Origin of the sequence: Klebsiella sp. K4, from assembly GCF_014596785.2 — a bacterium.
Classification (GTDB): domain Bacteria; phylum Pseudomonadota; class Gammaproteobacteria; order Enterobacterales; family Enterobacteriaceae; genus Klebsiella; species Klebsiella pneumoniae.
Map to the genome: position 1 here is coordinate 1,323,849 of NZ_CP115021.1, position 23,968 is coordinate 1,347,816.

Sequence of the window (23,968 nt, forward strand, 5' to 3'; positions counted from 1 at the left end):
TTAGTCGGGTTGTTCGAGTGATTTGAGATAATCGTAAATCGCCATTTGCGCGCGCACTTTACGGCGATTGCCGCGCGGCACATAGCGGTTACTCAGTTCTTTATCAAGATAGCGCGCTTTTACCGTATCGTTGAACAGGATATCAAAAATATCCAGCACCCGCTGCTTCAGACGCGGATCGAGCAGCGGAGCGGCAACTTCGATGCGATAATCGATGTTACGCGTCATCCAGTCGGCAGAGGAGAGCCAGACCTGTTTATCGCCACCGTTTTCAAAACAGTAGACCCGGTCGTGCTCGAGGAAACGGTCCACAATACTGATGACGCGGATATTTTCGCTGATACCTTCCAGACCCGGGATCAGCGAGCACATGCCGCGGATCAGCAGATTAACCGGCACGCCGGAGCTGGAGGCGGCATACAGTCGGTCCACCAGACCTTTATCCACCAGGTTGTTCAGCTTCAGCGTAATCCCGGACGGTTGCCCGTTTTGCGCATTGGCGATCTCGCGATCGATCATCTCATACAGCAGACGACGCGAGTTCTGCGGCGACACCAACAGGTAGTCGAAGCTAACCGGACGATAGGGGTTCTCGATAAAGTTAAACACCCGGCGGACTTCATTGGTAATGCGCGCATCGGCGGTTAACAGCGAATAGTCGGTGTAGATCCGCGCCGTCTTCTCGTTAAAGTTACCGGTGCCGATGTGGGCGTAGCGCACCACCTCATCGCCTTCTTTACGCGAGATAAGGAACAGCTTGGCGTGGATCTTCAGACCTGGCGCAGAGAAGATAACGTGGACTCCGGCTTCCGTCAGGCGTTTCGCCCAGTGAATGTTAGCCTCTTCATCGAAGCGCGCCTGCAGCTCCACCACTACGGTGACTTTCTTACCGTTGTGGGCGGCGTGGATCATCGCGTCAATGATGCGCGAATCCTTGGCTACACGGTAGATGTTGATTTTGATCGCCAGCACGCTGGGGTCGAAGGAGGCCTGACGCAGCAGCTCCAGCACGTGCTCAAAGGTGTGATAGGGATAGTAGAGCAGCACGTCGCGTTCGCGAATGGCGTCGAAGCCGTTGCGGAATTTATCAAACCACAGATGACGCAGGCGCGGCATGGGCTTATTGACCAGATTGGCCTTACCGACGTTCGGGAAGCCGATAAAGTCTTTAAAGTTGTGATAGCGGCCGCCCGGCAGCATTGAGTCATAGTTGGAAATGGAGAGCTTATCGCGCAGCATTTCGACCATCGCATCCGGCATATCGCGCTGGTAGACGAAGCGAACCGGCTCGGCGGTCAGGCGCTGCTTGAGGCTGGAGGACATCAGCTCCATCAGGCTCGACTCCATCTCATGCACCAGATCGTACTCGGCGTCACGGGTCATCTTCATCGAGTAGGCGTTCAGCGCATCGTAATCAAAGAAGCCTTTAAAAATATCGTCCAGGCAATAGCGCAGGATGTTATCCAGGAGGATCATTGGCTTGCGGCGACGCGGCGCTTCCGGCGGCAGGTTCACGAAGCGCGGCACTTTATCCGACGGTATTTCCAGCAGAGCATAGTTGATGTTTTCCCCGCGGATAATCTCCACCGCCAGATAGGTGTAATCATCTTTCAGGAACTGCACGAGGTCCGTTTCGCGGTTGATCAGGATCGGCGAGATATGCTGGCGTAAATACTGCTTGAAGTAGTTGCGCAGCCAGGCCTGCTGATTGACGGACAGCTGGCGCTCGTTGATCAGGAAGATCTGGTTACGCGCCATCTCCAGCAACAGTTCATTATACAGACTATCGAATTCCTGATCGGCCTTCAGAACGCGGGCCTGAATTTTGCCTAACAGGTGGCGAGAATGGGCGGTACTGCCTTGTTCTTCACTGATAATAATCCGGCGCTTCAGCTCAGCGAAGCGCACTTTGTAAAACTCATCCAGGTTGTTGGAGTAAATCCCTAAGAAGCGCATGCGCTCAATCAGCGGGTTACTCTTGTCCGCCGCTTCCTGCAGCACGCGTTCGTTAAAAGACAACCAGCTGAGTTCTTTTTCGATGTATAGCTTTTCCTGGCCCATTACCGCTCACACTCCGTTTTACTCACAGGACGTAGACTATTATGACGAATTTTTCTGCGTAGCGATTTACTGTGTCACAACAATATGACAGTAAGAAGAATTATTTCTGTGAGATGTTTGATTAGTAAACACTTTTAATTAAAAAAAAGCCCCGCGATGTGCACATGCGGGGCTGGTTGTTCATTCGTCGGCGGCATAGCCCTGCGGGGGAAGCTGTCGCTCATCCAGCCAGGCGTGGTTGCCTGCCATGCGCAGACGTCCATCGACGAACCAGCTGATGACCAGCGGATAAATGGCATGTTCCTGGGCCTGAACCCGCGCCGTGATTTCCTCCTCGCTGTCGCCAGCGAAGACCGGCACCTTGGCCTGCAGAATAACCGGCCCACCGTCCAGCTCATCGGTGACGAAGTGCACCGAGGTGCCGTGCTCCTCGTCACCGTTCTCCAGCACCTGACGATGAGTATGCAGGCCAGGATACTTCGGCAGTAGCGAGGGATGGATGTTCAGCAGACGTCCCTGATAGTGGCTGACGAACGCCGGGCTAAGGATACGCATATAGCCTGCCAGCACCACCAGATCCGGGGCGTAGGCGTCGATTTCATGCATCAGCTGACGATCGAACGCTTCCCGGTCGGCAAACTGACTTTGCGCCAGCGCATGGGCCGGGATGCCGGCCAGGCGCGCGCGCTCAAGGCCGAACGCATCAGCCTTGTTACTGAATACCGCACGCAGGGTGCCGTTTATCTGTTTCCGGCCGCAGGCGTCGATGATCGCCTGCAAATTGCTGCCGCTACCGGAAATCAGCACCACGATGTTTTTCATGCAATGACCACACGCTGTTCGGAATCGGAGGCTTTGATATACCCGATTTTCCACGCGTTTTCACCTTTGTCATTCAGCAGGGCAATCGCTTTGTCCGCTTCCGCTGCCGGCAGGGCGATAATCATCCCTACGCCGCAGTTAAAGGTACGGTACATTTCATGCTGGCTGACGTTACCGGCGGTTTGCAGCCAGTTGAAGACGGATGGCCACTGCCAGGAGGACTCATCGATAATCGCCTGGGTGTTATCCGGCAGCACGCGCGGAATGTTTTCCCAGAAGCCGCCGCCGGTCAGGTGGGCAATAGCGTGGACGTCAACGCTGGCGATCAGATCAAGCACCGATTTCACATAGATGCGGGTTGGCGCCAGCAGATGGTCGGCCAGCGGTTTACCGTCAAGGTCGGTAGTTTGTGGGTCAACGCCGCTAACCTCAATGATCTTACGCACCAGCGAATAGCCGTTAGAGTGCGGGCCGCTGGACGCCAGCGCCACCAGCACGTCGCCATCGGTCACTTTGCTGCCGTCGATGATTTCTGATTTTTCCACTACCCCGACGCAGAAACCCGCCACGTCGTAATCTTGGCCGTGGTACATCCCGGGCATCTCTGCGGTTTCACCACCGACCAGCGCGCAACCGGACTGCAGGCAGCCTTCGGCGATGCCGTTGATGACGCTGGCTGCGGTATCGACGTCCAGTTTACCGGTGGCGTAATAATCCAGGAAAAACAGCGGCTCAGCGCCCTGAACCACCAGGTCGTTCACGCACATGGCGACCAGGTCGATACCGATGGTGTCGTGACGCTTCAGATCCATTGCCAGACGCAGCTTGGTACCGACGCCGTCGGTGCCGGAGACCAGTACCGGCTCGCGGTATTTCTGCGGCAGTGCGCACAGCGCGCCGAATCCGCCCAGTCCCCCCATCACTTCCGGGCGACGGGTTTTCTTCACCACGCCCTTAATACGGTCGACGAGAGCGTTGCCTGCATCAATATCCACGCCGGCATCTTTATAGCTGAGAGAGGTTTTATCGGTCACTGCGAAGTCTCCACGCGTTTGCGGTAAGCAAGAAAAATCGGCGCAATTCTAACAGGGAAAGCAAACGTTTGCGAGCCTGCTTTACAGTTGGCGTAAAACCGCTGATGAATGGTTAAATTTGATACTGCTCACGAAAATGAAACCGGGTACAGTCTGGTGCTTGCCTCTACGTAAAGGAATCCTCATCATACGACTGAAACCGGTTTCCGTGTTGGTTTGCCACGCATTTTGTCGGTGATTGACGCGGGTCAGGAGAGGGATGAATGAAGATTGCGGCATTTGATATCGGTGGCACCGCGTTAAAGATGGGCGTGATGGCCCGCGACGGCAGGCTGCTGGAAACCGCCAGGCAGTCAATCAATGACAGCGATGGCGATCGGATCTTACAGGCAATGCTGTCGTGGCTGGCGGCCCATCCGTCGTGTGAAGGAATAGCCATCAGCGCGCCGGGCTATATCGATCCGCACAGCGGTTTTATCACCATGGGCGGCGCTATCCGTCGATTTGATAACTTCGCCATGAAATCGTGGCTCGAGACGCGAACCGGGCTGCCGGTCTCGGTGGAAAACGACGCCAACTGTGTGCTGCTGGCCGAGCGCTGGCAGGGCAAAGCGGCGGAGATGGCCAATTTTCTGGTGCTCACTATCGGTACTGGCATCGGTGGGGCGATTTTCTGCCAACACCAGCTGATCAACGGGGCGCGTTTTCGTGCCGGCGAATTCGGCTACATGCTTACCGACCGTCCCGGCGGACGCGATCCTCGTCGCTATTCAATGAATGAGAACTGCACTCTGCGGGTGCTGCGCCATCGCTATGCGCAACATATTGGCGCGCCGCTGGATAGCGTGACAGGCGAACTGATTTTCGACCGCTATGACGCCGGCGACCCGGTTTGTCAGCGTCTGGTCGCCGAGTTCTTCAATGGCCTGGGCCATGGCCTTTATAACCTCGTCCATATCTTCGATCCGCAGACCATTTTTATCGGTGGCGGCGTTGTGGAACGCCCAGGATTTCTGACGCTACTGCGCCAGCATCTGGCCTGGTTCGGCATTGCCGACTATCTCGATACCGTCAGTCACGGTAACGATGCCGGCCTGATTGGCGCGGTTTACCATTTTAATCAGCTGTATCGTTCGCCAGACGACGATCGACATTAGGGAGAGACTATGTCCGGATTTAAAGCAGGTTTTCTGTGGGGCGGCGCGGTCGCAGCGCATCAGTTAGAGGGCGGCTGGCAGGAGGGCGGCAAGGGGATCAGCGTGGCGGATGTGATGACCGCCGGCGCCCACGGCGTGCCGCGGGAAATTACCGACGGCGTGGTGGCCGGGAAAAACTACCCGAACCATGAGGCGATCGATTTTTATCATCGTTATCCACAAGACCTGGCGCTGTTTGCCGAGATGGGCTTCAAATGTTTTCGCACCTCGATTGCCTGGACGCGTATTTTCCCGCAGGGCGATGAGCTGGAGCCCAACGAGGCTGGCCTGCAGTTTTATGATGATCTGTTCGACGAATGCCTGAAACACGGCATTGAGCCAGTCATTACGCTGTCGCATTTTGAAATGCCTTATCACCTGGTCACCGAGTACGGCGGCTGGCGCAACCGCAAGCTAATCGACTTTTTCGTGCGCTTTGCCAGGGTCGTCTTCACCCGCTATCAACATAAAGTGAAGTACTGGATGACCTTTAACGAGATCAACAACCAGGCCAACTTCCATGAGGACTTTGCCCCCTTCACCAACTCCGGTTTGAAATATTTGCCGGATGAAGACCGGGAACCGGTGATGTACCAGGCCGCGCACTATGAGCTGGTGGCCAGCGCCCTGGCGGTGAAAGCGGCGCGCGAGATCAACCCGGCGCTGCAGATTGGCTGCATGATCGCTATGTGCCCCATCTATCCGCTGACCTGCGCCCCGGACGATATGATGATGGCGATGAACGCCATGCACCGCCGTTACTGGTTTACCGACGTCCACGTGCGCGGTCGCTATCCGCAGCATCTGCTCAACTATTTTGCCCGCCGCGGCTTTACTCTGGATATCACCGAAGCCGATCGTCAGGCGTTAACCGAGGGCTGTGTCGACTACATTGGCTTTAGCTACTATATGTCGTTCGCTACCAAAGCCACCGAAGACAACCCCTTGCTTGATTATGATGAAACCACCAGCCTGGTCTCCAACCCGTACGTCAAAAAGTCGGACTGGGGCTGGCAGATTGACCCGGTCGGCCTGCGCTATTCGCTGAACTGGTTCTGGGATCACTACCAGCTGCCACTGTTTATTGTCGAAAACGGCTTTGGCGCGATTGATGTCCGCGAAGCGGACGGCAGCGTCAATGACCAGTATCGTATCGATTATCTCTCCGCCCATATCGCGGAGATGAAAAAGGCGGTGGTCGAGGATGGCGTCGATCTGATGGGCTACACCCCCTGGGGCTGTATCGATCTGGTTTCCGCCGGCACGGGGGAAATGAAAAAACGCTACGGCTTTATTTATGTCGATAAAGATAATGAAGGCAATGGCACGTTGGCACGCAGCCGGAAAAAGTCGTTTGCCTGGTATCAGCAGGTAATTGCCAGCAACGGGGAGAACCTGTCGTAGTCGGGTGGCGCTAACGCTTAACCGACCTACAATACACGTAGGCCCGCGTAAGCGTATGGACTGCACCCCGCACCCAAGCCGGAGCCTCGCCTCCGGTTTTTTTGTCTCTAAATCACTTTGCTTGATATACGTCAAGCAAGATGGGTATGGCACAATCCGCAAAAAGCGGTATAATCCCGCGATTTTTTTTGTGGCTGCCCCTCAGAGGAGAAAGAGAATGAAGATTGTGGAAGTCAAACACCCACTCGTCAAACACAAGCTGGGCCTGATGCGCGAGCACGACATCAGCACCAAACGCTTCCGTGAACTCGCCTCAGAAGTGGGCAGCTTACTGACTTATGAAGCCACCGCCGATCTGGAGACTGAGAAAGTCACTATTGAAGGCTGGAACGGTCCGGTGGAAGTCGAGCAGATCAAGGGCAAGAAAATTACCGTTGTGCCTATCCTGCGCGCTGGCCTCGGCATGATGGAAGGGGTGCTGGAGCACGTGCCAAGCGCGCGTATCAGCGTGGTCGGTATCTATCGCAATGAAGAAACCCTCGAGCCGGTGCCTTACTTCCAGAAACTGGTGTCTAACATCGATGAACGTATGGCGCTGGTCGTTGACCCGATGCTGGCCACCGGTGGGTCGATGATCGCCACTATCGATCTGCTGAAAAACGCCGGCTGCACCAGCATCAAGGTGCTGGTGCTGGTGGCGGCGCCGGAAGGGATTGCCGCGCTGGAGAAAGCCCACCCGGACGTTGAGCTGTACACCGCCTCTGTCGATAAGGGACTGAACGAGCACGGGTATATCATTCCCGGTCTCGGCGATGCCGGCGACAAGATTTTTGGAACGAAATAAAATATACCGCGAAAAAAGCCGACTTTGAGAGTCGGCTTTTTTTTGAATAAAAGTAATCCACAGCAAATAACAGACGACTCTCAGAGGAATACACTATGACGCGCCGTGCCATCGGGGTGAGTGAAAGACCGCCGCTTTTACAGACAATCCCGCTTAGTTTGCAACATCTGTTCGCCATGTTTGGCGCAACGGTACTGGTGCCTATTCTGTTCCACATTAACCCGGCCACCGTCCTGCTGTTCAACGGCATCGGTACGCTGTTGTACCTCTTTATCTGTAAAGGCAAAATTCCCGCTTATCTGGGATCAAGCTTCGCTTTTATCTCCCCGGTGCTGCTGCTGTTGCCGCTGGGCTACGAAGTGGCGCTGGGCGGCTTTATTATGTGCGGCGTGCTGTTCTGCCTCGTCTCCTTTATTGTCAAAAAAGCCGGTACCGGCTGGCTGGATGTGATGTTCCCGCCGGCGGCGATGGGCGCCATCGTGGCGGTTATCGGCCTCGAACTGGCGGGCGTGGCGGCTAATATGGCCGGGCTGCTGCCGGCCGACGGCCAGTCACCGGACAGTAAAACCATTATTATCTCGATGGTGACCCTGGCGGTGACGGTGTTCGGATCCGTGCTGTTCCGCGGCTTCCTGGCGATTATCCCGATCCTGATCGGCGTGCTGGTGGGCTATGCGCTGTCGTTTGTGATGGGCGTGGTCGATACCACCCCGATCGCCGAGGCGCACTGGTTCGCGCTGCCGACTTTCTACACTCCGCGCTTTGAGTGGTTTGCTATCTTCACCATACTGCCCGCCGCGCTGGTGGTGATTGCCGAGCACGTGGGGCATCTGGTGGTGACCGCCAATATCGTTAAGCGCGATCTGATCCGCGACCCGGGCCTGCATCGTTCGATGTTTGCCAACGGCCTGTCGACGATCGTTTCCGGCTTCTTCGGTTCGACGCCCAACACTACCTACGGTGAAAATATCGGCGTGATGGCGATTACCCGGGTCTACAGCACCTGGGTAATCGGCGGCGCGGCGATCATTGCGATTCTGCTCTCCTGCGTCGGCAAACTGGCGGCGGCTATCCAGATCATCCCGGTGCCGGTGATGGGCGGCGTTTCCCTGCTGCTGTACGGGGTGATTGGCGCCTCGGGGATCCGCGTACTGATTGAATCGAAGGTGGATTACAGTAAAGCGCAGAATCTGATCCTCACCTCCGTGATCCTGATCATCGGCGTTAGCGGCGCTAAAGTGCACATTGGCGCCGCCGAGCTGAAAGGGATGGCGCTGGCGACTATCGTGGGCATCGCCCTCAGCCTGATTTTCAAGCTTATCAGCGTCCTGCGTCCGGAAGAGGTGGTCCTCGACGCGGCGGATAGCGAAGAGTTTAAATAACGATCGCCTGACCGGGCGGCGATCCCGCCCGGTTCTCTCCTGACCTAAATCTGTGGTAAACTCTTCGCGTTTTTCTGTAAGCCTATGTTGAGGTCCATCTGAACGCACCGGCACAGCTCTCTTTGCCACTGTATCTTCCTGACGACGAAACCTTCGCGAGTTTCTGGCCGGGTGATAATCCTTCCCTACTTGCCGCCCTCCAGAACGTACTGCGCCAGGAACACAGCGGGTACATTTATATCTGGTCACGTGAAGGGGCAGGTCGTAGCCACCTGTTACACGCCGCCTGCGCGGAGCTTTCCCAGCGCGGGGATGCGGTAGGCTACGTGCCGCTGGATAAACGGACGTGGTTTGTGCCCGAGGTGCTGGAGGGGATGGAACAGCTGGCGCTGGTGTGCATCGATAACATCGAGTGCGTCGCCGGCGATGAGCCCTGGGAGATGGCCATCTTTAATCTCTATAACCGGATCCTGGAATCAGGCAAAACCCGGCTGCTGATCACCGGCGATCGGCCGCCGCGGCAGCTGAATCTTGGCCTGCCGGATCTGGCCTCACGGCTGGACTGGGGGCAGATCTATAAGCTGCAGCCGCTGTCGGATGAAGACAAACTGCAGGCGCTGCAGCTGCGCGCCAGACTGCGCGGCTTCGAGATGCCGGAAGATGTGTGCCGCTTCCTGCTGAAGCGGCTGGATCGCGAGATGCGTTCGCTGTTTATGACCCTCGATCAGCTGGATCATGCCTCGATTACCGCTCAGCGCAAGCTGACGATCCCCTTCGTGAAAGAGATCCTTAAGCTTTAGTCCGCCAGGGGAGTCAGCTCCTGCTCCGTCAGCCCGGTCAACCGGGCGACCAGGTCGCGCGGAAGGCCGCTGTGCAGCATAGCGACAGCGATGCGCTGCGCCTCTTCTTTCCGTCCTTCCTGACGGCCTTGCGCCAGGCCCCGCTCCAGCCCCTGTTGTTCCAGATATTCCGCAATCGTCATCAACGTCTCCTTATGCTGCGGCGTACGTAACGCCAGCTCGCGAATGAATTTAATCGGCTCGCGCGTGTTGCCTGCCTGTACCAGATAGTGCATCAGGGCTTGTACCTGCGATTCCGTCGCCAGTCCAGTCAATAATAATTCGCTCAGCTTGTCGAGGAGCTGCGCCAGCTCGCGAATGAATTTAATCGGCTCGCGCGTGTTGCCTGCCTGTACCAGATAGTGCATCAGGGCTTGTACCTGCGATTCCGTCGCCAGTCCAGTCAATAATAATTCGCTCAGCTTGTCGAGGAGCTGCGCCAGATCGCGTTGTCGAATATGTTTTTGCAGTAACTCCAGCGTTGCCATGCGCTGGTGGGTGGCAATCTCGTCATCCGGAATGACGGTTATGTCCGCCAGCGGAAACGCCCCGTGATAAAGGTGGCCGGCCAGCTCCGGAGCGACGAATTCATCGAGCCAGCGCAGAGAGAACGGATAGGGGCTCACCAGACCGTGGTAGAAGAGAACAGGGATCACCAGCGGCAGGCGATCGTGGCCGGCATCGAGATGGCGCTGCATGGCGGCGATGGCGTAGCGCATCAGACGAAAGGCCATATGCCGGTCGGGCGTGCTCTGGTGTTCGATAAGCGCATAAATATAACCGTCGCCCGCCGTGGTTTTCAGGGAATACAAAATGTCGGCGTAAAAGGGACGCAGATCGTCTTCGACAAAATGCCCGGACTCGAGATGCAGCGTACGCAGATCGCACACTTTAAGCAGCGTCTCGGGCAGATACAGTTGCAGGAAATCACGGGCGGTATCGGGATGGGAGAGGTAGATCTTAAACACGGCGTCATGGGGCGTGGAGGTCGGCTTTTTCATGTTCATCCGTCCAGTGGATTGAGCGATGGATGAACAGTAGCACCGTCCGGCGGGCGGGAGATATTGGCGTGAAAGATCTGGAATCTCCTACGTAAAAAAAGCGCCGCGCAAGCGCGGCGCGGGTGAGTTAGCTTACGATCTCAAGAACCTGTTCCGGCGGGCGGCCAATACGCGCCTGGCCGCGGCTGACGACGATAGGGCGCTCGATGAGTTTCGGATTGTCGACCATCGCCTGTATCAGCGCCGCGTTGCTGAGAGCCGGGTCGGCCAGATTGAGCGATTTATACAGATCCTCTTTCTGGCGCATGAGCTCGCGGGGGCTCTCCATACCCAGCAGCTGCAGCAGCTGGCGCAGCGTCCCGGCATCCGGTGGCGTCTCAAGATAAAGCACCACCTCAGGATCGATGCCGCGACTCTGCAGCAGGCTCAGCGTTTCGCGGCTCTTGGAGCAGCGTGGGTTATGGTAAATTTTTACCGCGTCGGTCATGGGGTCTCCTTACATTTTTTGATAGGGACGGAAGCGAGCCTGCAGATCGCGTAGCTGATCGATACGGGCATCGTAACGTGCCTGCTGCAGGCTACCGAGTTTCACCTGCGAGCTGGCGCTGCTGAGCAGGGAAATCGCCTGCTCCAGCTGGCCGACCAGCGCCATGCTTTCAGCCCGCGCCGCCAGCTCCTGATCGCGATTGCCCAGCGCGCCTTCCGCCTGGGCCAGCAGGTCCCAGCCGTTGCCATCCTCTTTATAGGTAAAGGTATACCGGTTCAGAATGGTCGCCGCTTCCCCGGGCTGCCCGCCCTGCAGCAGGGCGTTGGCCAGGTTCAGCTGCAGCACCGGATTAGTACGCAGCTCGCGGGCGTTTTTAAGGCGATTGATGGCGTCGCTGGTTTTCTTCTGTCCGAGGTCGATATCGGTGGCCAGATCGAGATACCAGGCATTTTGCGGGTCGGCGTTGAGCAGCGGCTGCAGCGTTTTGCGTGCCTGGTCAAAGTTATTGCTTTCCATCGCCAGCAGAGCGCGACCATACTGGGCGGCATGCTGTTGGCGGATATTGCCTTTATCCCAGGCGTTCAGCAGATCGGTGCCCAGCTTGTTGTCGCCGTTGGTGTACATCCCGAGGGTACGCGCCTTCGCCAGATAGAAGTCCGCCGAGGACTGTACCACCACCGGGCGCATCTGGTTGGCGCGGTTACGGGCATCGGCCAGTCGGCTTTCCGGCAGGGGGTGGGTGAGCAACATTTCCGGCGGTCGCGTCGAGTAGCGCGACTCGTCAAGCAGTTTACCCATAAACATCGGCATGGCCTGTGGGTCGAAACCCGAGCGCTGCAGAACCTGAATGCCAATCCGGTCGGCCTCTTCTTCGTTCTGGCGGGTGAAGCTGATCATACCCTGCTGAGTACCGGCCAGCGTCCCGGTCAGGGCCGCCATTCCGGCCTGCGGGCTGGCCATCGCCAGCAAAATTGAACCCAGCGCGCCGACCCAGGTCAGCGGCGCGTTGCGCTTCTGATCTTCCATCGCGCGGGCGAGATGCCGCTGCGTCACGTGGGAGATTTCGTGCGCCATGACAGAGGCCAGTTCGCTCTCGTTATCAGAGTAGCGGAACAGGGCGGAGTGGAGGACCACATTGCCGCCGAAGAAGGCGAAGGCGTTGATCTGGTCGTTATTAATCAAATAGAAGTGGAACGGGGTACGCACCGAGTTGGCGTGAGCCACCAGACGCATACCCAGCCCGTTGATATATTGCACCAGCAGAGGGTCGTTGATCAGCGGCGCGCTACCGCGCAGTTGGCGGACGTAGTAATCCCCCATCTGCATTTCCTGACCGATTGACAGCGTGCTTCCTGCGGAGGTTCCCATGTCCGGCAGGGTATCTGCGGAGTCAGCAAAAGCAGGACCTATCGAACCCAGCGTCAGCGACGCGATCGCGGTCGCCACCAGCGTTTTCTTCAACTGCCTGAACATAACCTCTGTCCTGTAATGTGGGTGTGCCAGTTTGACCGATTGTGCGGCGTAATGTTCCCTGGCCGCATCCCAGCGAGTTTAGCTGGCGTTGGCCGCCTTGAAAATATGTTCTTCATGGCGGAGAACGGTTTGACTGCGGCGCATCAAAAAGCGAAGTCTTTTTTGTGACATTTCGATACAATTCCCTGGATTGTCGCCGCTTGGCCCTTCAGGGAAGGTTTTATGCTTGAGATGTTAATGCAGTGGTACCGCCGTCGATTCAGCGACCCTGAGGCGATAGCGCTGCTGGTTATTTTGCTTGCCGGTTTCGGCATTATGTTCTTTTTCAGCGGCCTGCTGGCCCCGTTGCTGGTGGCTATCGTGCTGGCCTATCTGCTGGAGTGGCCGACCGTTCGTCTGGAGCGCATCGGTCTGTCGCGCACCTGGGCCACCTCGCTGGTGCTGATCCTCTTTGTGGGCATCCTGCTGTTGCTGGCCTTTGTGGTGCTGCCGGTAGCCTGGCAGCAAGGGATCTACCTCATCCGCGATATGCCGGGCATGCTAAATAAGCTCTCTGATTTCGCCGCCACGCTGCCGCGGCGCTATCCGGCGTTAATGGATGCCGGCATTATCGATGCGATGGCGGAAAATATGCGCACCCGGATGCTGACGGTGGGCGACTCGGTGGTTAAGTACTCTCTGGCTTCGCTGGTGGGGTTACTCACCCTGGCGGTCTACCTGGTGCTGGTGCCGCTGATGGTCTTCTTCCTGCTGAAGGATAAAGAGCAGATGCTCAACGCGGTGCGCCGCGTTCTGCCGCGCAATCGCGGGCTTGCCGGGCAGGTGTGGAAAGAGATGAACCAGCAGATCACCAACTATATTCGCGGCAAGGTGCTGGAGATGATTGTCGTCAGCGTCGCCACCTGGATAGGCTTTATTCTCTTTGGCCTCAACTACTCGCTGCTGCTGGCGGTGCTGGTGGGCTTCTCGGTGCTGATCCCCTATATCGGCGCGTTTGTGGTGACCATTCCGGTGGTGGGGGTGGCGCTGTTTCAGTTTGGCGCTGGCACCGAGTTCTGGAGCCTGTTTGCGGTCTATCTGATTATTCAGGGGCTGGACGGTAACCTGCTGGTTCCGGTGCTGTTCTCGGAAGCGGTCAATTTACACCCGCTGGTGATTATCCTGTCGGTGGTGATCTTTGGCGGACTGTGGGGATTCTGGGGCGTCTTCTTCGCCATTCCTCTGGCCACGCTGATTAAAGCAGTGGTGCATGCCTGGCCGGATGGTTTGGCGGTCGACGACTAAGGCAATGAGAATAAAAAAGACGCCGGGCGAGGGCTTCCTCTCCCGGCGTCTTGCTTTGCATCAGGCGTTTTCTTTCAGCCAGTTCAGCACCACGTCGTGGTGATTGCTGGTTTTAAAATCATCAAAGACGTGTTCGATTTTGCCATCGGCATCAATGAGGAAACTAATCCGGTGGATCCCGTCGTAGGTTTTCCCCATAAAGGATTTTTCGCCCCAGACGCCAAACTGCTCGCAAACCTGATGGTTTTCATCAGACAGCAGCGTAAAGTTCAGCAGCTCTTTTTCGGCGAAACGGGAGAGTTTTTCCGGTTTATCGGTGCTGATGCCCAGCACTTCAACGCCGGCTTTTTTCAGGTCGTCCATATTATCGCGCAAGCCGCACGCCTGGACGGTGCAGCCCGGGGTCATGGCTTTCGGGTAAAAATAAACCAGGACACGTTGTCCCTGGAAGTCGGTTAAATTTACTTCCTCGCCGTCCTGGTCCGGTAAGCTAAATTTCGGTGCGATATCACCGGCTTTCAGTGGGGTCATGGGTTAAACTCCATCCTGTTCATCATGCTGTGAATAATTAACGATGTTAATACTGCCTTGTGCGTTCAGTTCTGTACATAGGGCTTTGAACGCTTGTTCGATATTTGCTGCATTTTGCGTCGCAGGACTGTGGGCAGTTATCTGGATAAAAAGCTGCGCGGAATCGCCGTCTCCCGGCTGCGTGCGGGACACCAGCTCCGCAATATTCATATTCCATGTATCGCACAGGGCAGTAAAGCGCTCGATGATATGCGGTGAGTCCGGCACCTCAACCTGGACCCAAACGGTGTTTGGCATGGCCTGCGGCGGGCGCGCAGTGGTGCGTTTCATCACGATCAACAGCTCCAGCTCCGCGCCTTTCAGCGGCAGAGTTGATTCGATCAGGTTAATCGCATTCCACGACCCGGAAAGCAGCATGATAAACGTAAACTCATCACCGAGCATGGCCAGCCGGCTGTCTTCGATATTACAACCGCAGCTGCTGACGTGGCGAGTGATCGTATTCACGATGCCGGGACGGTCAGCCCCCAGGGCGGTAATAACCAGATAGTGTTGTAATGAGGCTGTCAAACCTGTTCTTCCTTTAAAAAGGTGAGGTAACATTAGGAAAGCATAAAAAAAACCGCCATACAACATCCCTGATGGCGTCGGGTCTCTTGCTTTTATTACAGCTCCAAACGTAACATTGAGAATCTTGTCGCACTTCTGCTCTGAGGATGGCCCATGTTCACGGGAAGTATTGTAGCGCTTGTCACGCCGATGGATGAAAACGGTAATGTCTGCCGGACAAGCCTGAAAAAACTGATTGATTACCATGTCGCCAACGGAACCTCGGCGATCGTTTCGGTAGGGACTACCGGTGAATCCGCAACGCTGAGCCATGAAGAGCATGGCGACGTGGTGATGATGACGCTGGAGCTGGCCGACGGGCGTATTCCGGTTATCGCTGGAACGGGAGCCAATGCAACCGCAGAGGCGATTAGCCTGACCAAACGTTTTAACGACAGCGGTGTTGTCGGCTGCCTGACGGTCACTCCTTATTATAACCGTCCGACCCAGGAAGGCCTGTTCCAGCACTTTAAAGCTATCGCCGAACATACTGACCTGCCGCAAATTCTGTATAATGTGCCATCCCGTACCGGTTGCGATATGCTGCCGGAAACCGTTGGCCGTCTGGCGGAAATTAAAAATATTGTCGGTATTAAGGAAGCAACAGGGAACTTAAGTCGCGTTCACCAGATCAAAGAGCTGGTTTCAGACGACTTTATTCTGCTGAGCGGTGACGATGCGACCGGTATGGACTTCATGCAGCTCGGCGGCGTAGGCGTGATTTCTGTTACGGCCAACGTGGCGGCGCGCGAAATGGCCGACATGTGCCGTCTGGCGCTGGCGGGTCAATTTGCCGAAGCTCGTGCGATTAACCAGCGTCTGATGCCACTGCATACAAAATTATTTGTCGAACCCAATCCTATCCCGGTGAAATGGGGATGCAAGGCGTTGGGTCTTGTGGCGACCGATACGCTGCGCTTGCCGATGACGCCTATCACCGATCATGGTCGTGAAGCCGTCACTGCCGCGCTGAAGCATGCCGGTTTGCTGTAAAGTTTAGGGAGATTTGATGGCTTACTCAGTACAGAAGTCGCGCCTGGCGAAGGTTGCGGGTGTTTCGCTGGTTCTACTCCTCGCGGCCTGTAGTTCCGACTCGCGCTATAAGCGTCAGGTGAGCGGTGATGAGGCCTATTTACAGGCATCACCGTTGAGCGAACTTCACGCGCCGGCGGGGATGATCCTGCCGATTCAGGTGGGTGATTACAATATTCCGGTGGCTAACAGCACCGGCGCGGTCGGTAAAGCGCTGGACATTCGTCCGCCGGCGCAGCCGCTGGCGCTGGTGAGCGGTGCGCGGACCCAGTTTAACGGCGATACCGCGACGCTGATGGTCGAGAACGGCCGCAGCGGTTCGCTGTGGGCACAGGTCACCAGTATTCTTCAGGCGAAGAACTACGTTATCGCCAAGCGCGATGATGCGAGCCAGACGCTGAACACCGACTGGGTTGAGTGGAACCGTCTTGATGAAGATCAGCAGTATCGCGGCCGTTATCAAATCTCCGTCAAACCGCAGGGTTATCAGCAAGCGGTGGTCGTTAAGCTGGTGAATCTGGAGCAGGCGGGTAAACCGGTTGCCGATCCGGCATCTTTGCAGCGCTACAGCACTGCTATGCTGAACGTCATTTCGGAAGGTCTTGACATGAATGCCACCAGCGCCCAGAACGCCGCCCAGCGCAGCGCGGGGGCCACCTTCGACGTGCAGAGCGCCGCCGACGATACCGGCCTGCCGATGCTCGTAGTTCGCGCGCCGTTTAACCTGGTGTGGCAGCGTCTGCCTGGCGCCCTCGAGAAAGTGGGGATGAAAGTGACCGACAGCACGCGCTCTCAGGGCAGCATGGCGCTGACCTATAAGCCGCTGTCTGACAGCAGCTGGCAGGAGCTGGGCGCACGTGACCCGCAGCTGGTCTCCGGCGACTACAAACTGCAGGTCGGCGACCTCGATAACCGCAGTAGCCTGCAGTTTATCGACCCGAAAGGCCACACCCTGACGCAGTCGCAAAATGACGCCCTGGTAGCCGTATTCCAGGCCGCATTTAACAAGTAATCAAAAGGGCTGGAGCAATCCGGCCCTTTTTCATGTATAGTGACGCAAACGTGTGCGTGGCCATATAATCCTGTAAATCGCCGCGTTAAGGCTGCTCCAGTCGCCTGACTGCAGTTCGCCCCGCAAGCGTACAGCATCCGCTCCAACGCCCGTTGCAGGATGTTATGTAAGACCGACACGTCATTTTTTGGCTCAATATCACTGGAGTAGTGAAAGATGAAAAAGCAAGCTGAGTTGTATCGTGGTAAGGCGAAGACAGTATACAGCACCGATAATCCGGACCTGCTGGTACTGGAATTCCGTAACGATACGTCAGCAGGTGATGGCGCGCGCATCGAGCAGTTCGATCGTAAGGGCATGGTGAACAACAAATTCAACCATTTCATTATGAGTAAACTGGCAGAAGCGGGCATCCCTACCCAGATGGAAGCGCTGCTCTCCGATACCGAATGTCTGGTGAAAAAACTGGATATGGTGCCGGTAGAGTGCGTGGTGCGTAACCGTGCGGCAGGCTCGCTGGTAAAACGTTTAGGCATTGAAGAAGGTATCGAGCTGAATCCGCCGCTGTTCGACCTGTTCCTGAAAAACGATGCTATGCACGATCCGATGGTCAACGACTCCTACTGCGAAACCTTCGGCTGGGTGAGTAAAGAGAATCTGGCGCGGATGCGCGAGCTGACCTACAAAGCCAACGACGTGCTGAAAAAACTGTTCGATGACGCCGGTCTGATTCTGGTGGACTTTAAGCTGGAGTTTGGTCTGTTCAAAGGCGAAGTGGTGCTGGGCGACGAGTTTTCGCCGGACGGCAGCCGCCTGTGGGATAAAAACACCCTCGATAAAATGGACAAAGACCGCTTCCGCCAGAGCCTTGGCGGCCTGATCGAAGCCTACGAAGAAGTGGCTCACCGCCTGGGCGTTAAGCTCGACTAACCCGCCCGCCGCCAGAAGATGGCCTCATCTTCTGGCGTCTCTTGCTGTTTCCTGTGGTAATCCTGCGCTGAACCGCCTACGATCTCTGCTATTGATACATAACAGGGAATGAGGTGCTTATGCGCTGGCAAGGGCGTCGCGAAAGCGACAATGTTGAAGATCGACGTGGACAATCAGGCTCGCCGTTTGGCGGCGGCGGGGGCGGCGGCTTCCGTCTGCCGAGCGGGAAGGGCGGCATTGTACTGCTGATTATTGTGCTGGTGGCGGGCTACTACGGCGTGGATTTGACCGGCATGTTGACCGGCGAACCGATGCCGCAGCAGCAGACCTCCACGCAGCGCTCCATCAGTCCGAAAGACGATGAAGCGGCGAAGTTTTCTTCCGTCATTCTGGCTACCACCGAAGATACCTGGGGGCCGATCTTTGAAAAGATGGGCCGCCAGTACCCGCAGCCAAAGCTGGTGCTCTACCGCGGCGCGACCCGTACCGGCTGCGGCACCGGTCAGTCGGTGATGGGCCCCTTCTATTGTCCTGCCGACAGTACGGTCTATATCGACCTGTCATTCTACGATGAGATGAAAAATAAACTGGGCGCCGACGGCGACTTTGCCCAGGGGTACGTCATTGCTCATGAAGTGGGTCATCACGTACAAAAACTGCTGGGCATTGAGCCGAAGGTCCGCCAGCAACAGCAGCATGCCACGCAGGCCGAAGCCAACCGCCTGTCGGTTAAGATGGAGCTGCAGGCAGACTGCTTCGCCGGCGTCTGGGGTCATAATATGCAGCAGCAGGATATTCTGGAAACTGGCGATCTGCAGGAGGCGCTGAACGCCGCCGAGGCCATCGGCGACGATCGTCTACAGCAGCAGAGCCAGGGACGCGTGGTGCCGGACAGTTTTACCCACGGCACCTCGAAACAGCGCTACACCTGGTTCAAACGCGGTTTCGATAGCGGCGATCCGGCGCAGTGCAATACCTTCGGCAGCGCGCTGTAATCGTCCCCCATGATGGACGCGCTGCTTAACCTCACCGCGCAAATGGCGCGGGAGGGGATCCGTCGCCTGCTGGTGCTCAGCGGCGATGAGAGCTGGACGCTGCAGCAGGCGCAGGCGCTACGGGAGAGGCTCGGCGGCGATGGCCTGTGGGTTGGCCCCGAGCCGGTTTCTGCGCCCTGCGTGGCGCCCGGCGCGCTGAAAACGCTGCTGGGGCGGGAAGTGATGCACGCCTTTTTCGATGCCCGGCGCGGGTTTGATGTGGCCGCCATGGCGGCCCTGAGCGGCACGCTGCGGGCGGGAAGCTGGCTGGTGCTGCTGACGCCCCCCTTCGCCGACTGGCCGACCCGGGCGGATGAGGACTCTCTGCGCTGGAGCGATACGCCTGACCCTATCGTTACCCCTAACTTTGTTCACCGCTGCTGTCGGCAGTTTATCGCCGATCCGGAGGTGTTGCTATGGCGGCAGTCGGACCGGCCACGTTTCCCGCTGGCCGCCCCGCGTCCAGACTGGCATCCCGCCGATGGCCGCCCGCAGGCCGAGCAGGCGGCAATCCTTGAGCAACTGATACGCCTGCCGCCCGGTATCGCGGCGGTGACGGCGGAGCGTGGACGGGGGAAGTCCGCGCTGGCGGGTATGCTCCTGCGCCAGCTTGGGGGCGAGGCCATCGTCACCGCCCCAACGCGTAGCGCTGTCGAGGTGCTGGCCAGCTTTGCCGGCGAGGCGTTCCGCTTTATGGCGCCCGATGCGCTGTTGGCGTCGCAAGAAACGGCGGTCTGGCTGATAGTCGATGAGGCCGCGGCTATCCCGGCTCCGCTTCTCCGGCAACTGGTGAGCCGTTTTCCCCGCACGCTACTCACCACGACGGTGCAAGGGTACGAGGGCACCGGTCGCGGATTCCTGCTGAAATTTTGCGCCAGTCTGCCCCATCTGCAATCGTTCACCCTGAGCGCCCCGATCCGCTGGGCGGCGGGCTGTCCGCTGGAGTCAGCCATCAGTCAGTTGCTTATCTTTAACGATGAGGCATTTCGCGACGCGCCGATGGGGGAGCTAGCCCTGGAGGCGGTCAATCAGTCCTGCTGGCAAACGCAGCCAGCGCTACCGGAGGCGATGTACCAGCTATTGTCCGGGGCGCATTACCGAACTTCCCCGCTCGATCTGCGGCGCATGATGGATGCTCCGGGCCAGGCTTTCCGCTGCGCTCGCGCCGGCGGCGCGGTAGCGGGCGCCCTGTGGCTGGTGGCCGAGGGGGGACTTTCTCGCGAACTGAGCCGGGCGGTATGGGCGGGTTTTCGCCGGCCGCGCGGGAATCTGGTCGCCCAGTCGCTGGCGGCGCACGGCGGCAGTCCCCTGGCGGCGACGCTGTCCGGGCTTCGGGTCAGTCGGATCGCTGTCCATCCTGCCCGTCAGCGCGAAGGCCTCGGGCGGAAGATGATCGCCAGTATCGCCGCCGATGCCGCAGGCTATGACTATCTGTCCGTCAGCTTCGGCTATACCGCTGAGCTGTGGCGCTTCTGGCAACGCTGCGGGTTTATCCTCGTGCGGCTGGGAACCCATCGCGAGGCCAGCAGCGGCTGCTATACCGCGATGGCTCTGTTCCCGCTGACTGCGGCGGGACACCAGCTCGCGCAGCGGGAGGCGCAGCGGCTGCTGCGGGATGAATACTGGCTTCGCCCGTGGCGGGACGAATCCGCGCCGCTGCCGGCCGTCGCAGACGCTATGCTTAGTGATGAGGACTGGCTGGAAGCGGCGAGCTTTGCTTTCGCCCACCGCCCGCTGGCCGCGGCGCTGGGCTGCCTCAACCGCCTACTGATGCAGGCCGACATGCCGTTGCCGGCCCTGCGGGGACGACTGCAGGGCAAAGAGGAAGCCGCACTCTGCGCCGTGCTGCAGCTGACGGGGCGAAAAGCCTTGCAGGCGAGATGGCGTCGGGAGGCCGCTGACGCCTTGCGCTTCCTTGATGCAGCGCGCGCTGAGGCGCTGCGTCAGCAGGTGGCGCATCTGCAATTTTTTTAACTAACTCATTCAGTTAAATGGCATGGTCATATCTGGCGAGCGGCGTACACTGCCCGCAAACACTAAGGAGACAGCCATGAAACACGATCATTTTATTGTTCAAAGTCCTGCGACGCCTGCGCAACAGCTGTTGCTGCTGTTTCATGGCGTAGGGGATAACCCGGTCTCCATGGGGCAAATCGGCAGCTGGTTCGCGCCGCAGTTTCCCGATGCGCTGATCGTCAGTATCGGCGGGGTGGAACCTTGCGGCCCCAACGGTCGGCAGTGGTTTTCACTGCAGGGGGTGACGGAAGAGAATCGTCAGCAGCGCATCGACGCCATTATGCCGACCTTTATTGAAATTGTACGCTACTGGCAGGAAAAGAGCGGCGTCAGTCCACTGGCCACCGCGCTGATCGGTTTCTCTCAGGGGGCGATTATGTCGCTGGAGAGTATCAAAGCGGCGCCGGATCTGGCTTCGCGGGTCATCGCCTTTAATGGCCGCTATGCGACGCTGCCGGAGACGGCAACGACGGCCACTACCATTCACCTGATCCACGGGGGTGAAGATCGGGTTATCGACCTGGCGTGGGCGGTGTCGGCCGAGGAGGCGTTACAGCAGGCGGGCGGCGACGTGACCTTAGATATTGTCGACGATCTCGGGCATGCCATTGACGATCGCAGTATGCAGTTGGCGATCGAGCGTCTGCGTTATACCGTGCCGAAGCACTATTTTGATGAGGCGCTGAGCGGCAGTACGCCAAAAGGGGATGATATCATCGAAATGCTGTAACCCCGGAGAGCGGGGTTACAGGCGGGCGGTACCGCGATAAAGGCAAACTTACGGTTTCTTCGACTGGTCGTGCTTCGGCCAGTCGTCGTCATCGTCCCATTTATCGTTAAAATCACGGTGCGGCGGCAGATCGGGTTTGTTGTTGAGGAATTTTTTGTGGTCAACGCGATTCAGATCTTTAATCACGTTGATAATTACCCCCACCAAAAAGACCAGCACCAGAATCCACCAGTGTTTAATAAGCCATTCCATGCGCGCTTCCTCTTTACGTCAATTCGTCAGGCGACCAGCTGTTCCATGACGCGTTGATACATCCGCGCCAGCAGCTGCAGGTCGGCGGCGTTCACACATTCATTAATTTTGTGAATCGTTGCGTTTACGGGGCCCAGCTCAACCACCTGCGCCCCCATGCGCGCGATAAACCGTCCGTCTGAGGTGCCGCCGTTGGTTAACAGCTGCGGTTTGATCTCATTATAGTGCTCAATCGCGTTGACGACCGCATCCACCAGCTTGCCCCGTCCGGTGAGGAACGGCTGGCCGGAGAGCCACCACTCCACGCTGTAACGCAGCTGGTATTTTTCCAGCAGGGCGATCACCCGGGATTTGATCATCTCGTCCGTCAGCTCCGTACTGAAGCGGAAGTTGAACTGGACGAACATATCGCCGGGGATCACGTTATTGCTGCCGGTGCCGGACTGCACGTTGGCGATCTGCATGCTGGTCGGCGGGAAGAACTCATTGCCTTTATCCCACTCGATATTGACCAGTTCCGCCAGCATCGGCGCCGCGCGGTGGACAGGGTTATCGGCAAGGTGCGGATAGGCGACATGCCCCTGCACGCCGTGAATAGTCAGGTTGCAGGTCAGCGAGCCGCGGCGGCCGTTTTTCACCACATCGCCGACCACTTCGGTACTGGAAGGTTCGCCGACCAGACAATAGTCCAGACGCTCGTTACGCGCCATCAGCGTCTCCACCACTTTGACGGTGCCGTTTTTGGCGCTGGCCTCTTCATCAGAGGTGATCAAAAACGCCAGTCGGCCCCTGTGGTTCGGGTACTGCGCGACAAAACGCTCTGCGGCAACCACCATCGCCGCCAGCGAGCCTTTCATATCCGCCGCTCCGCGGCCAAACAGCATCCCGTCGCGGATGGTCGGTTCGAACGGGGGATTGATCCAGCGGTCGGCGTCGCCTGCCGGGACTACGTCGGTGTGGCCGGCGAAGGCCAGCGTCTCGCCGTGGCCGCGCCAGGCCCAGAAATTCTGCGTATCGCCGAAATCCATCGGTTCAACGGTAAAGCCGATCGCACGCAGGCGTTCAATCATTAACGCCTGGCATCCCGCATCATCGGGGCTAAGGGAAGGGCGGCGAATAAGCTGCTGAGCCAGCTCAATGACCGGGCAAGACATAGACTATACCTCGTTAAACTGCTGATAACTTGCTTCACTAAAACCCAGCAGCATAGGACGACCGGGCGCGCAGAGCAATGGGCGTTTGATAATTGCCGGCATTTCCAGCATCAATGCGGCAGCGGCGTCGGCATTATCGATGCTATTGCGCAGCGACTCGTCGAGTTTGCGCCAGGTGGTGCCACGGGTGTTCAGCAGCGCCTGCCAGCCCAGCTCGGCAATAAAGGTATCCAGTTGCGCGCGCTCAAGGCCATCGGCGCGGTAATCATGGAAGCGATACTCAATCTGATGCGCTTCCAGCCAGCGGCGGGCTTTTTTAATGGTATCGCAGTTTTTAATTCCGTACATGGTGAGCATAGATAAACCTTTTACATTCAATTAAGCGGTTAACTCAGATATTCCCGAATATATAAGTCTTACTGAAATAATACGTGATTCAGATGAATAAATATAACTTTTTACCGGGGATCTCATTCGATATATCGGGTGGTTAAATGTTGGCCACCTGTGGGCATGATGTGAGGGCTTTAACATTATTGCAAAAATGTTGTCTGAGGTTGCTCTACGTCACATTATGTTTACATACGAAGCGGCATAGTAGCGACAACCAGAGGTTTTATCTCTGTCAGCGGTCCATAAGACAATCAGAGCAATAGGGGAGCACAACTTCCCATCGGTAATGAAGTTATATAGAATCGACCATAATAATAAGAGAGGCTATTATGATTGAACATGAACTGGGGAACTGGAAAGACTTTATTGAAGGCATGCTTCGTAAATAAATTTCCGCAATGTGAGCAGGGGAATAACGCGAAGTAAATAAGCGCGCTAGGGTTCTGAA

The 23,968-nt window shown here is 57.3% G+C and carries 25 protein-coding genes; 14 read left to right on the forward strand and 11 right to left on the reverse strand.

Translation table 11 applies throughout. The annotated features are described in order from the left end of the window. The 3 genes from ppk1 to purM all read right to left on the reverse strand — a co-directional run bounded on the left by ppk1 (nucleotide 1) and on the right by purM (nucleotide 3,917). Nucleotides 1-2,061, reverse strand: a complete 2,061-nt coding sequence (ppk1, locus tag IB144_RS06565) for a polyphosphate kinase 1 (RefSeq protein ID WP_002913838.1) — start codon at nucleotides 2,059-2,061, stop codon at nucleotides 1-3. Between the two features lie 180 nt (nucleotides 2,062-2,241). Then, entirely contained in the window at nucleotides 2,242-2,883 is a 642-nt protein-coding gene (gene purN / locus IB144_RS06570; protein WP_004145656.1) for a phosphoribosylglycinamide formyltransferase, read from the reverse strand. Next, nucleotides 2,880-3,917 carry a phosphoribosylformylglycinamidine cyclo-ligase gene (gene purM, locus IB144_RS06575; RefSeq protein ID WP_149358907.1) on the reverse strand — a complete coding sequence of 346 codons (1,038 nt, stop codon included), beginning with the start codon at nucleotides 3,915-3,917 and terminating at the stop codon, nucleotides 2,880-2,882. Before purM ends, purN begins: the two co-directional genes overlap by 4 nt. A gap of 263 nt (nucleotides 3,918-4,180) precedes the next feature. Here purM and bglK point away from each other — a divergent pair, with 263 nt between their 5' ends. The 5 genes from bglK (at nucleotide 4,181) to IB144_RS06600 (ending at nucleotide 9,543) form a co-directional block, all read left to right on the forward strand. Then, nucleotides 4,181-5,074, forward strand: a complete 894-nt coding sequence (bglK, locus tag IB144_RS06580; protein ID WP_004213188.1) for a beta-glucoside kinase BglK — start codon at nucleotides 4,181-4,183, stop codon at nucleotides 5,072-5,074. A gap of 9 nt (nucleotides 5,075-5,083) precedes the next feature. After that, a complete protein-coding gene (locus tag IB144_RS06585) occupies nucleotides 5,084-6,517 on the forward strand; it encodes a 6-phospho-beta-glucosidase (protein WP_004174870.1) in 1,434 nt (477 codons plus the stop codon). Nucleotides 6,518-6,734: 217 nt separating this feature from the next. After that, nucleotides 6,735-7,361 (forward strand): uracil phosphoribosyltransferase, encoded by a 627-nt coding sequence (gene upp, locus IB144_RS06590; protein WP_002913827.1) that lies wholly within the window; start codon nucleotides 6,735-6,737, stop codon nucleotides 7,359-7,361. A gap of 95 nt (nucleotides 7,362-7,456) precedes the next feature. After that, on the forward strand, nucleotides 7,457-8,743 hold the full coding sequence (gene uraA / locus IB144_RS06595) for a uracil permease (protein ID WP_002913824.1): 1,287 nt from the start codon (nucleotides 7,457-7,459) through the stop codon (nucleotides 8,741-8,743). Between the two features lie 98 nt (nucleotides 8,744-8,841). Beyond that, the gene (locus tag IB144_RS06600; protein WP_020947395.1) at nucleotides 8,842-9,543 is read left to right on the forward strand and encodes a DnaA inactivator Hda; all 702 of its coding nucleotides are present in this window, start codon (nucleotides 8,842-8,844) and stop codon (nucleotides 9,541-9,543) included. On the opposite strand, the gene IB144_RS06605 is transcribed toward IB144_RS06600, so the two are convergent. From IB144_RS06605 to bepA, 3 genes are all read right to left on the reverse strand, one after another. After that, complete coding sequence (locus IB144_RS06605; protein WP_040215409.1) at nucleotides 9,540-10,583, reverse strand: Rpn family recombination-promoting nuclease/putative transposase; 1,044 nt, start codon at nucleotides 10,581-10,583, stop codon at nucleotides 9,540-9,542. The two genes, IB144_RS06600 and IB144_RS06605, sit on opposite strands and share 4 nt — an antisense overlap. 127 nt (nucleotides 10,584-10,710) lie before the next feature. Continuing rightward, the gene (gene arsC, locus IB144_RS06610; protein ID WP_002913810.1) at nucleotides 10,711-11,070 is read right to left on the reverse strand and encodes an arsenate reductase (glutaredoxin); all 360 of its coding nucleotides are present in this window, start codon (nucleotides 11,068-11,070) and stop codon (nucleotides 10,711-10,713) included. 9 nt (nucleotides 11,071-11,079) lie between these two features. Beyond that, nucleotides 11,080-12,543 (reverse strand): beta-barrel assembly-enhancing protease, encoded by a 1,464-nt coding sequence (bepA, locus tag IB144_RS06615; RefSeq protein WP_002913807.1) that lies wholly within the window; start codon nucleotides 12,541-12,543, stop codon nucleotides 11,080-11,082. A 51-nt stretch (nucleotides 12,544-12,594) separates the two neighbouring features. Here bepA and IB144_RS06620 point away from each other — a divergent pair, with 51 nt between their 5' ends. Further along, nucleotides 12,595-12,711, forward strand: a complete 117-nt coding sequence (locus tag IB144_RS06620; protein ID WP_004221267.1) for a hypothetical protein — start codon at nucleotides 12,595-12,597, stop codon at nucleotides 12,709-12,711. A gap of 54 nt (nucleotides 12,712-12,765) precedes the next feature. Next, nucleotides 12,766-13,827, forward strand: a complete 1,062-nt coding sequence (locus IB144_RS06625) for an AI-2E family transporter (protein ID WP_002913806.1) — start codon at nucleotides 12,766-12,768, stop codon at nucleotides 13,825-13,827. Between the two features lie 60 nt (nucleotides 13,828-13,887). Here the strand turns inward: IB144_RS06625 and bcp are convergent, their stop codons facing one another. Next, the gene (gene bcp / locus IB144_RS06630; RefSeq protein WP_002913805.1) at nucleotides 13,888-14,358 is read right to left on the reverse strand and encodes a thioredoxin-dependent thiol peroxidase; all 471 of its coding nucleotides are present in this window, start codon (nucleotides 14,356-14,358) and stop codon (nucleotides 13,888-13,890) included. Between the two features lie 3 nt (nucleotides 14,359-14,361). Further along, nucleotides 14,362-14,928 (reverse strand): glycine cleavage system transcriptional repressor, encoded by a 567-nt coding sequence (locus IB144_RS06635; protein ID WP_002913804.1) that lies wholly within the window; start codon nucleotides 14,926-14,928, stop codon nucleotides 14,362-14,364. 153 nt (nucleotides 14,929-15,081) lie between these two features. On the opposite strand from IB144_RS06635, the gene dapA reads away from it, so the two are divergent. From dapA to ypfH, 6 genes are all read left to right on the forward strand, one after another. Next, entirely contained in the window at nucleotides 15,082-15,960 is an 879-nt protein-coding gene (gene dapA, locus IB144_RS06640; protein ID WP_002913803.1) for a 4-hydroxy-tetrahydrodipicolinate synthase, read from the forward strand. Between the two features lie 16 nt (nucleotides 15,961-15,976). Next, nucleotides 15,977-17,011 carry an outer membrane protein assembly factor BamC gene (gene bamC, locus IB144_RS06645; RefSeq protein ID WP_004149279.1) on the forward strand — a complete coding sequence of 345 codons (1,035 nt, stop codon included), beginning with the start codon at nucleotides 15,977-15,979 and terminating at the stop codon, nucleotides 17,009-17,011. 216 nt (nucleotides 17,012-17,227) lie between these two features. After that, nucleotides 17,228-17,941 carry a phosphoribosylaminoimidazolesuccinocarboxamide synthase gene (gene purC / locus IB144_RS06650; RefSeq protein ID WP_002913801.1) on the forward strand — a complete coding sequence of 238 codons (714 nt, stop codon included), beginning with the start codon at nucleotides 17,228-17,230 and terminating at the stop codon, nucleotides 17,939-17,941. Between the two features lie 119 nt (nucleotides 17,942-18,060). Continuing rightward, entirely contained in the window at nucleotides 18,061-18,936 is an 876-nt protein-coding gene (locus IB144_RS06655; RefSeq protein ID WP_040215408.1) for a neutral zinc metallopeptidase, read from the forward strand. A gap of 9 nt (nucleotides 18,937-18,945) precedes the next feature. Further along, the gene (locus IB144_RS06660) at nucleotides 18,946-20,949 is read left to right on the forward strand and encodes a GNAT family N-acetyltransferase (protein WP_040215406.1); all 2,004 of its coding nucleotides are present in this window, start codon (nucleotides 18,946-18,948) and stop codon (nucleotides 20,947-20,949) included. 76 nt (nucleotides 20,950-21,025) lie between these two features. Beyond that, complete coding sequence (ypfH, locus tag IB144_RS06665) at nucleotides 21,026-21,721, forward strand: esterase (RefSeq protein ID WP_002913770.1); 696 nt, start codon at nucleotides 21,026-21,028, stop codon at nucleotides 21,719-21,721. Nucleotides 21,722-21,769: 48 nt separating this feature from the next. Here ypfH and IB144_RS06670 read toward each other — a convergent pair whose 3' ends face one another. The 3 genes from IB144_RS06670 to IB144_RS06680 are packed head-to-tail and all read right to left on the reverse strand — an operon-like array spanning nucleotide 21,770 to nucleotide 23,484. Further along, nucleotides 21,770-21,973 carry a YpfN family protein gene (locus IB144_RS06670; RefSeq protein ID WP_002913768.1) on the reverse strand — a complete coding sequence of 68 codons (204 nt, stop codon included), beginning with the start codon at nucleotides 21,971-21,973 and terminating at the stop codon, nucleotides 21,770-21,772. A 26-nt stretch (nucleotides 21,974-21,999) separates the two neighbouring features. Continuing rightward, nucleotides 22,000-23,127, reverse strand: a complete 1,128-nt coding sequence (gene dapE, locus IB144_RS06675) for a succinyl-diaminopimelate desuccinylase (RefSeq protein WP_002913766.1) — start codon at nucleotides 23,125-23,127, stop codon at nucleotides 22,000-22,002. Nucleotides 23,128-23,130: 3 nt separating this feature from the next. Further along, complete coding sequence (locus IB144_RS06680) at nucleotides 23,131-23,484, reverse strand: ArsC family reductase (RefSeq protein ID WP_002913764.1); 354 nt, start codon at nucleotides 23,482-23,484, stop codon at nucleotides 23,131-23,133. 365 nt (nucleotides 23,485-23,849) lie between these two features. Here IB144_RS06680 and ypfM point away from each other — a divergent pair, with 365 nt between their 5' ends. Continuing rightward, nucleotides 23,850-23,909, forward strand: a complete 60-nt coding sequence (gene ypfM, locus IB144_RS06685) for a protein YpfM (RefSeq protein WP_100181659.1) — start codon at nucleotides 23,850-23,852, stop codon at nucleotides 23,907-23,909. The last annotated feature ends 59 nt before the right edge of the window (nucleotides 23,910-23,968 follow it).

Excerpts from the sequence above, each read along its gene's own strand:
- ypfH (WP_002913770.1), top strand. The coding sequence starts at position 21,026 with ATGAAACACGATCATTTTATTGTTCAAAGTCCTGCGACGCCTGCGCAA.
- IB144_RS06655 (WP_040215408.1), top strand. The coding sequence starts at position 18,061 with ATGCGCTGGCAAGGGCGTCGCGAAAGCGACAATGTTGAAGATCGACGT.
- IB144_RS06585 (WP_004174870.1), top strand. The coding sequence starts at position 5,084 with ATGTCCGGATTTAAAGCAGGTTTTCTGTGGGGCGGCGCGGTCGCAGCG.
- uraA (WP_002913824.1), top strand. The coding sequence starts at position 7,457 with ATGACGCGCCGTGCCATCGGGGTGAGTGAAAGACCGCCGCTTTTACAG.
- purC (WP_002913801.1), top strand. The coding sequence starts at position 17,228 with ATGAAAAAGCAAGCTGAGTTGTATCGTGGTAAGGCGAAGACAGTATAC.
- dapE (WP_002913766.1), bottom strand. The coding sequence starts at position 23,127 with ATGTCTTGCCCGGTCATTGAGCTGGCTCAGCAGCTTATTCGCCGCCCT.
- bcp (WP_002913805.1), bottom strand. The coding sequence starts at position 14,358 with ATGACCCCACTGAAAGCCGGTGATATCGCACCGAAATTTAGCTTACCG.
- IB144_RS06670 (WP_002913768.1), bottom strand. The coding sequence starts at position 21,973 with ATGGAATGGCTTATTAAACACTGGTGGATTCTGGTGCTGGTCTTTTTG.
- IB144_RS06625 (WP_002913806.1), top strand. The coding sequence starts at position 12,766 with ATGCTTGAGATGTTAATGCAGTGGTACCGCCGTCGATTCAGCGACCCT.
- bglK (WP_004213188.1), top strand. The coding sequence starts at position 4,181 with ATGAAGATTGCGGCATTTGATATCGGTGGCACCGCGTTAAAGATGGGC.
- purN (WP_004145656.1), bottom strand. The coding sequence starts at position 2,883 with ATGAAAAACATCGTGGTGCTGATTTCCGGTAGCGGCAGCAATTTGCAG.
- ppk1 (WP_002913838.1), bottom strand. The coding sequence starts at position 2,061 with ATGGGCCAGGAAAAGCTATACATCGAAAAAGAACTCAGCTGGTTGTCT.
- arsC (WP_002913810.1), bottom strand. The coding sequence starts at position 11,070 with ATGACCGACGCGGTAAAAATTTACCATAACCCACGCTGCTCCAAGAGC.
- IB144_RS06620 (WP_004221267.1), top strand. The coding sequence starts at position 12,595 with ATGTTCCCTGGCCGCATCCCAGCGAGTTTAGCTGGCGTTGGCCGCCTT.
- upp (WP_002913827.1), top strand. The coding sequence starts at position 6,735 with ATGAAGATTGTGGAAGTCAAACACCCACTCGTCAAACACAAGCTGGGC.
- dapA (WP_002913803.1), top strand. The coding sequence starts at position 15,082 with ATGTTCACGGGAAGTATTGTAGCGCTTGTCACGCCGATGGATGAAAAC.
- IB144_RS06680 (WP_002913764.1), bottom strand. The coding sequence starts at position 23,484 with ATGCTCACCATGTACGGAATTAAAAACTGCGATACCATTAAAAAAGCC.
- IB144_RS06660 (WP_040215406.1), top strand. The coding sequence starts at position 18,946 with ATGATGGACGCGCTGCTTAACCTCACCGCGCAAATGGCGCGGGAGGGG.
- bamC (WP_004149279.1), top strand. The coding sequence starts at position 15,977 with ATGGCTTACTCAGTACAGAAGTCGCGCCTGGCGAAGGTTGCGGGTGTT.
- IB144_RS06605 (WP_040215409.1), bottom strand. The coding sequence starts at position 10,583 with ATGAAAAAGCCGACCTCCACGCCCCATGACGCCGTGTTTAAGATCTAC.
- bepA (WP_002913807.1), bottom strand. The coding sequence starts at position 12,543 with ATGTTCAGGCAGTTGAAGAAAACGCTGGTGGCGACCGCGATCGCGTCG.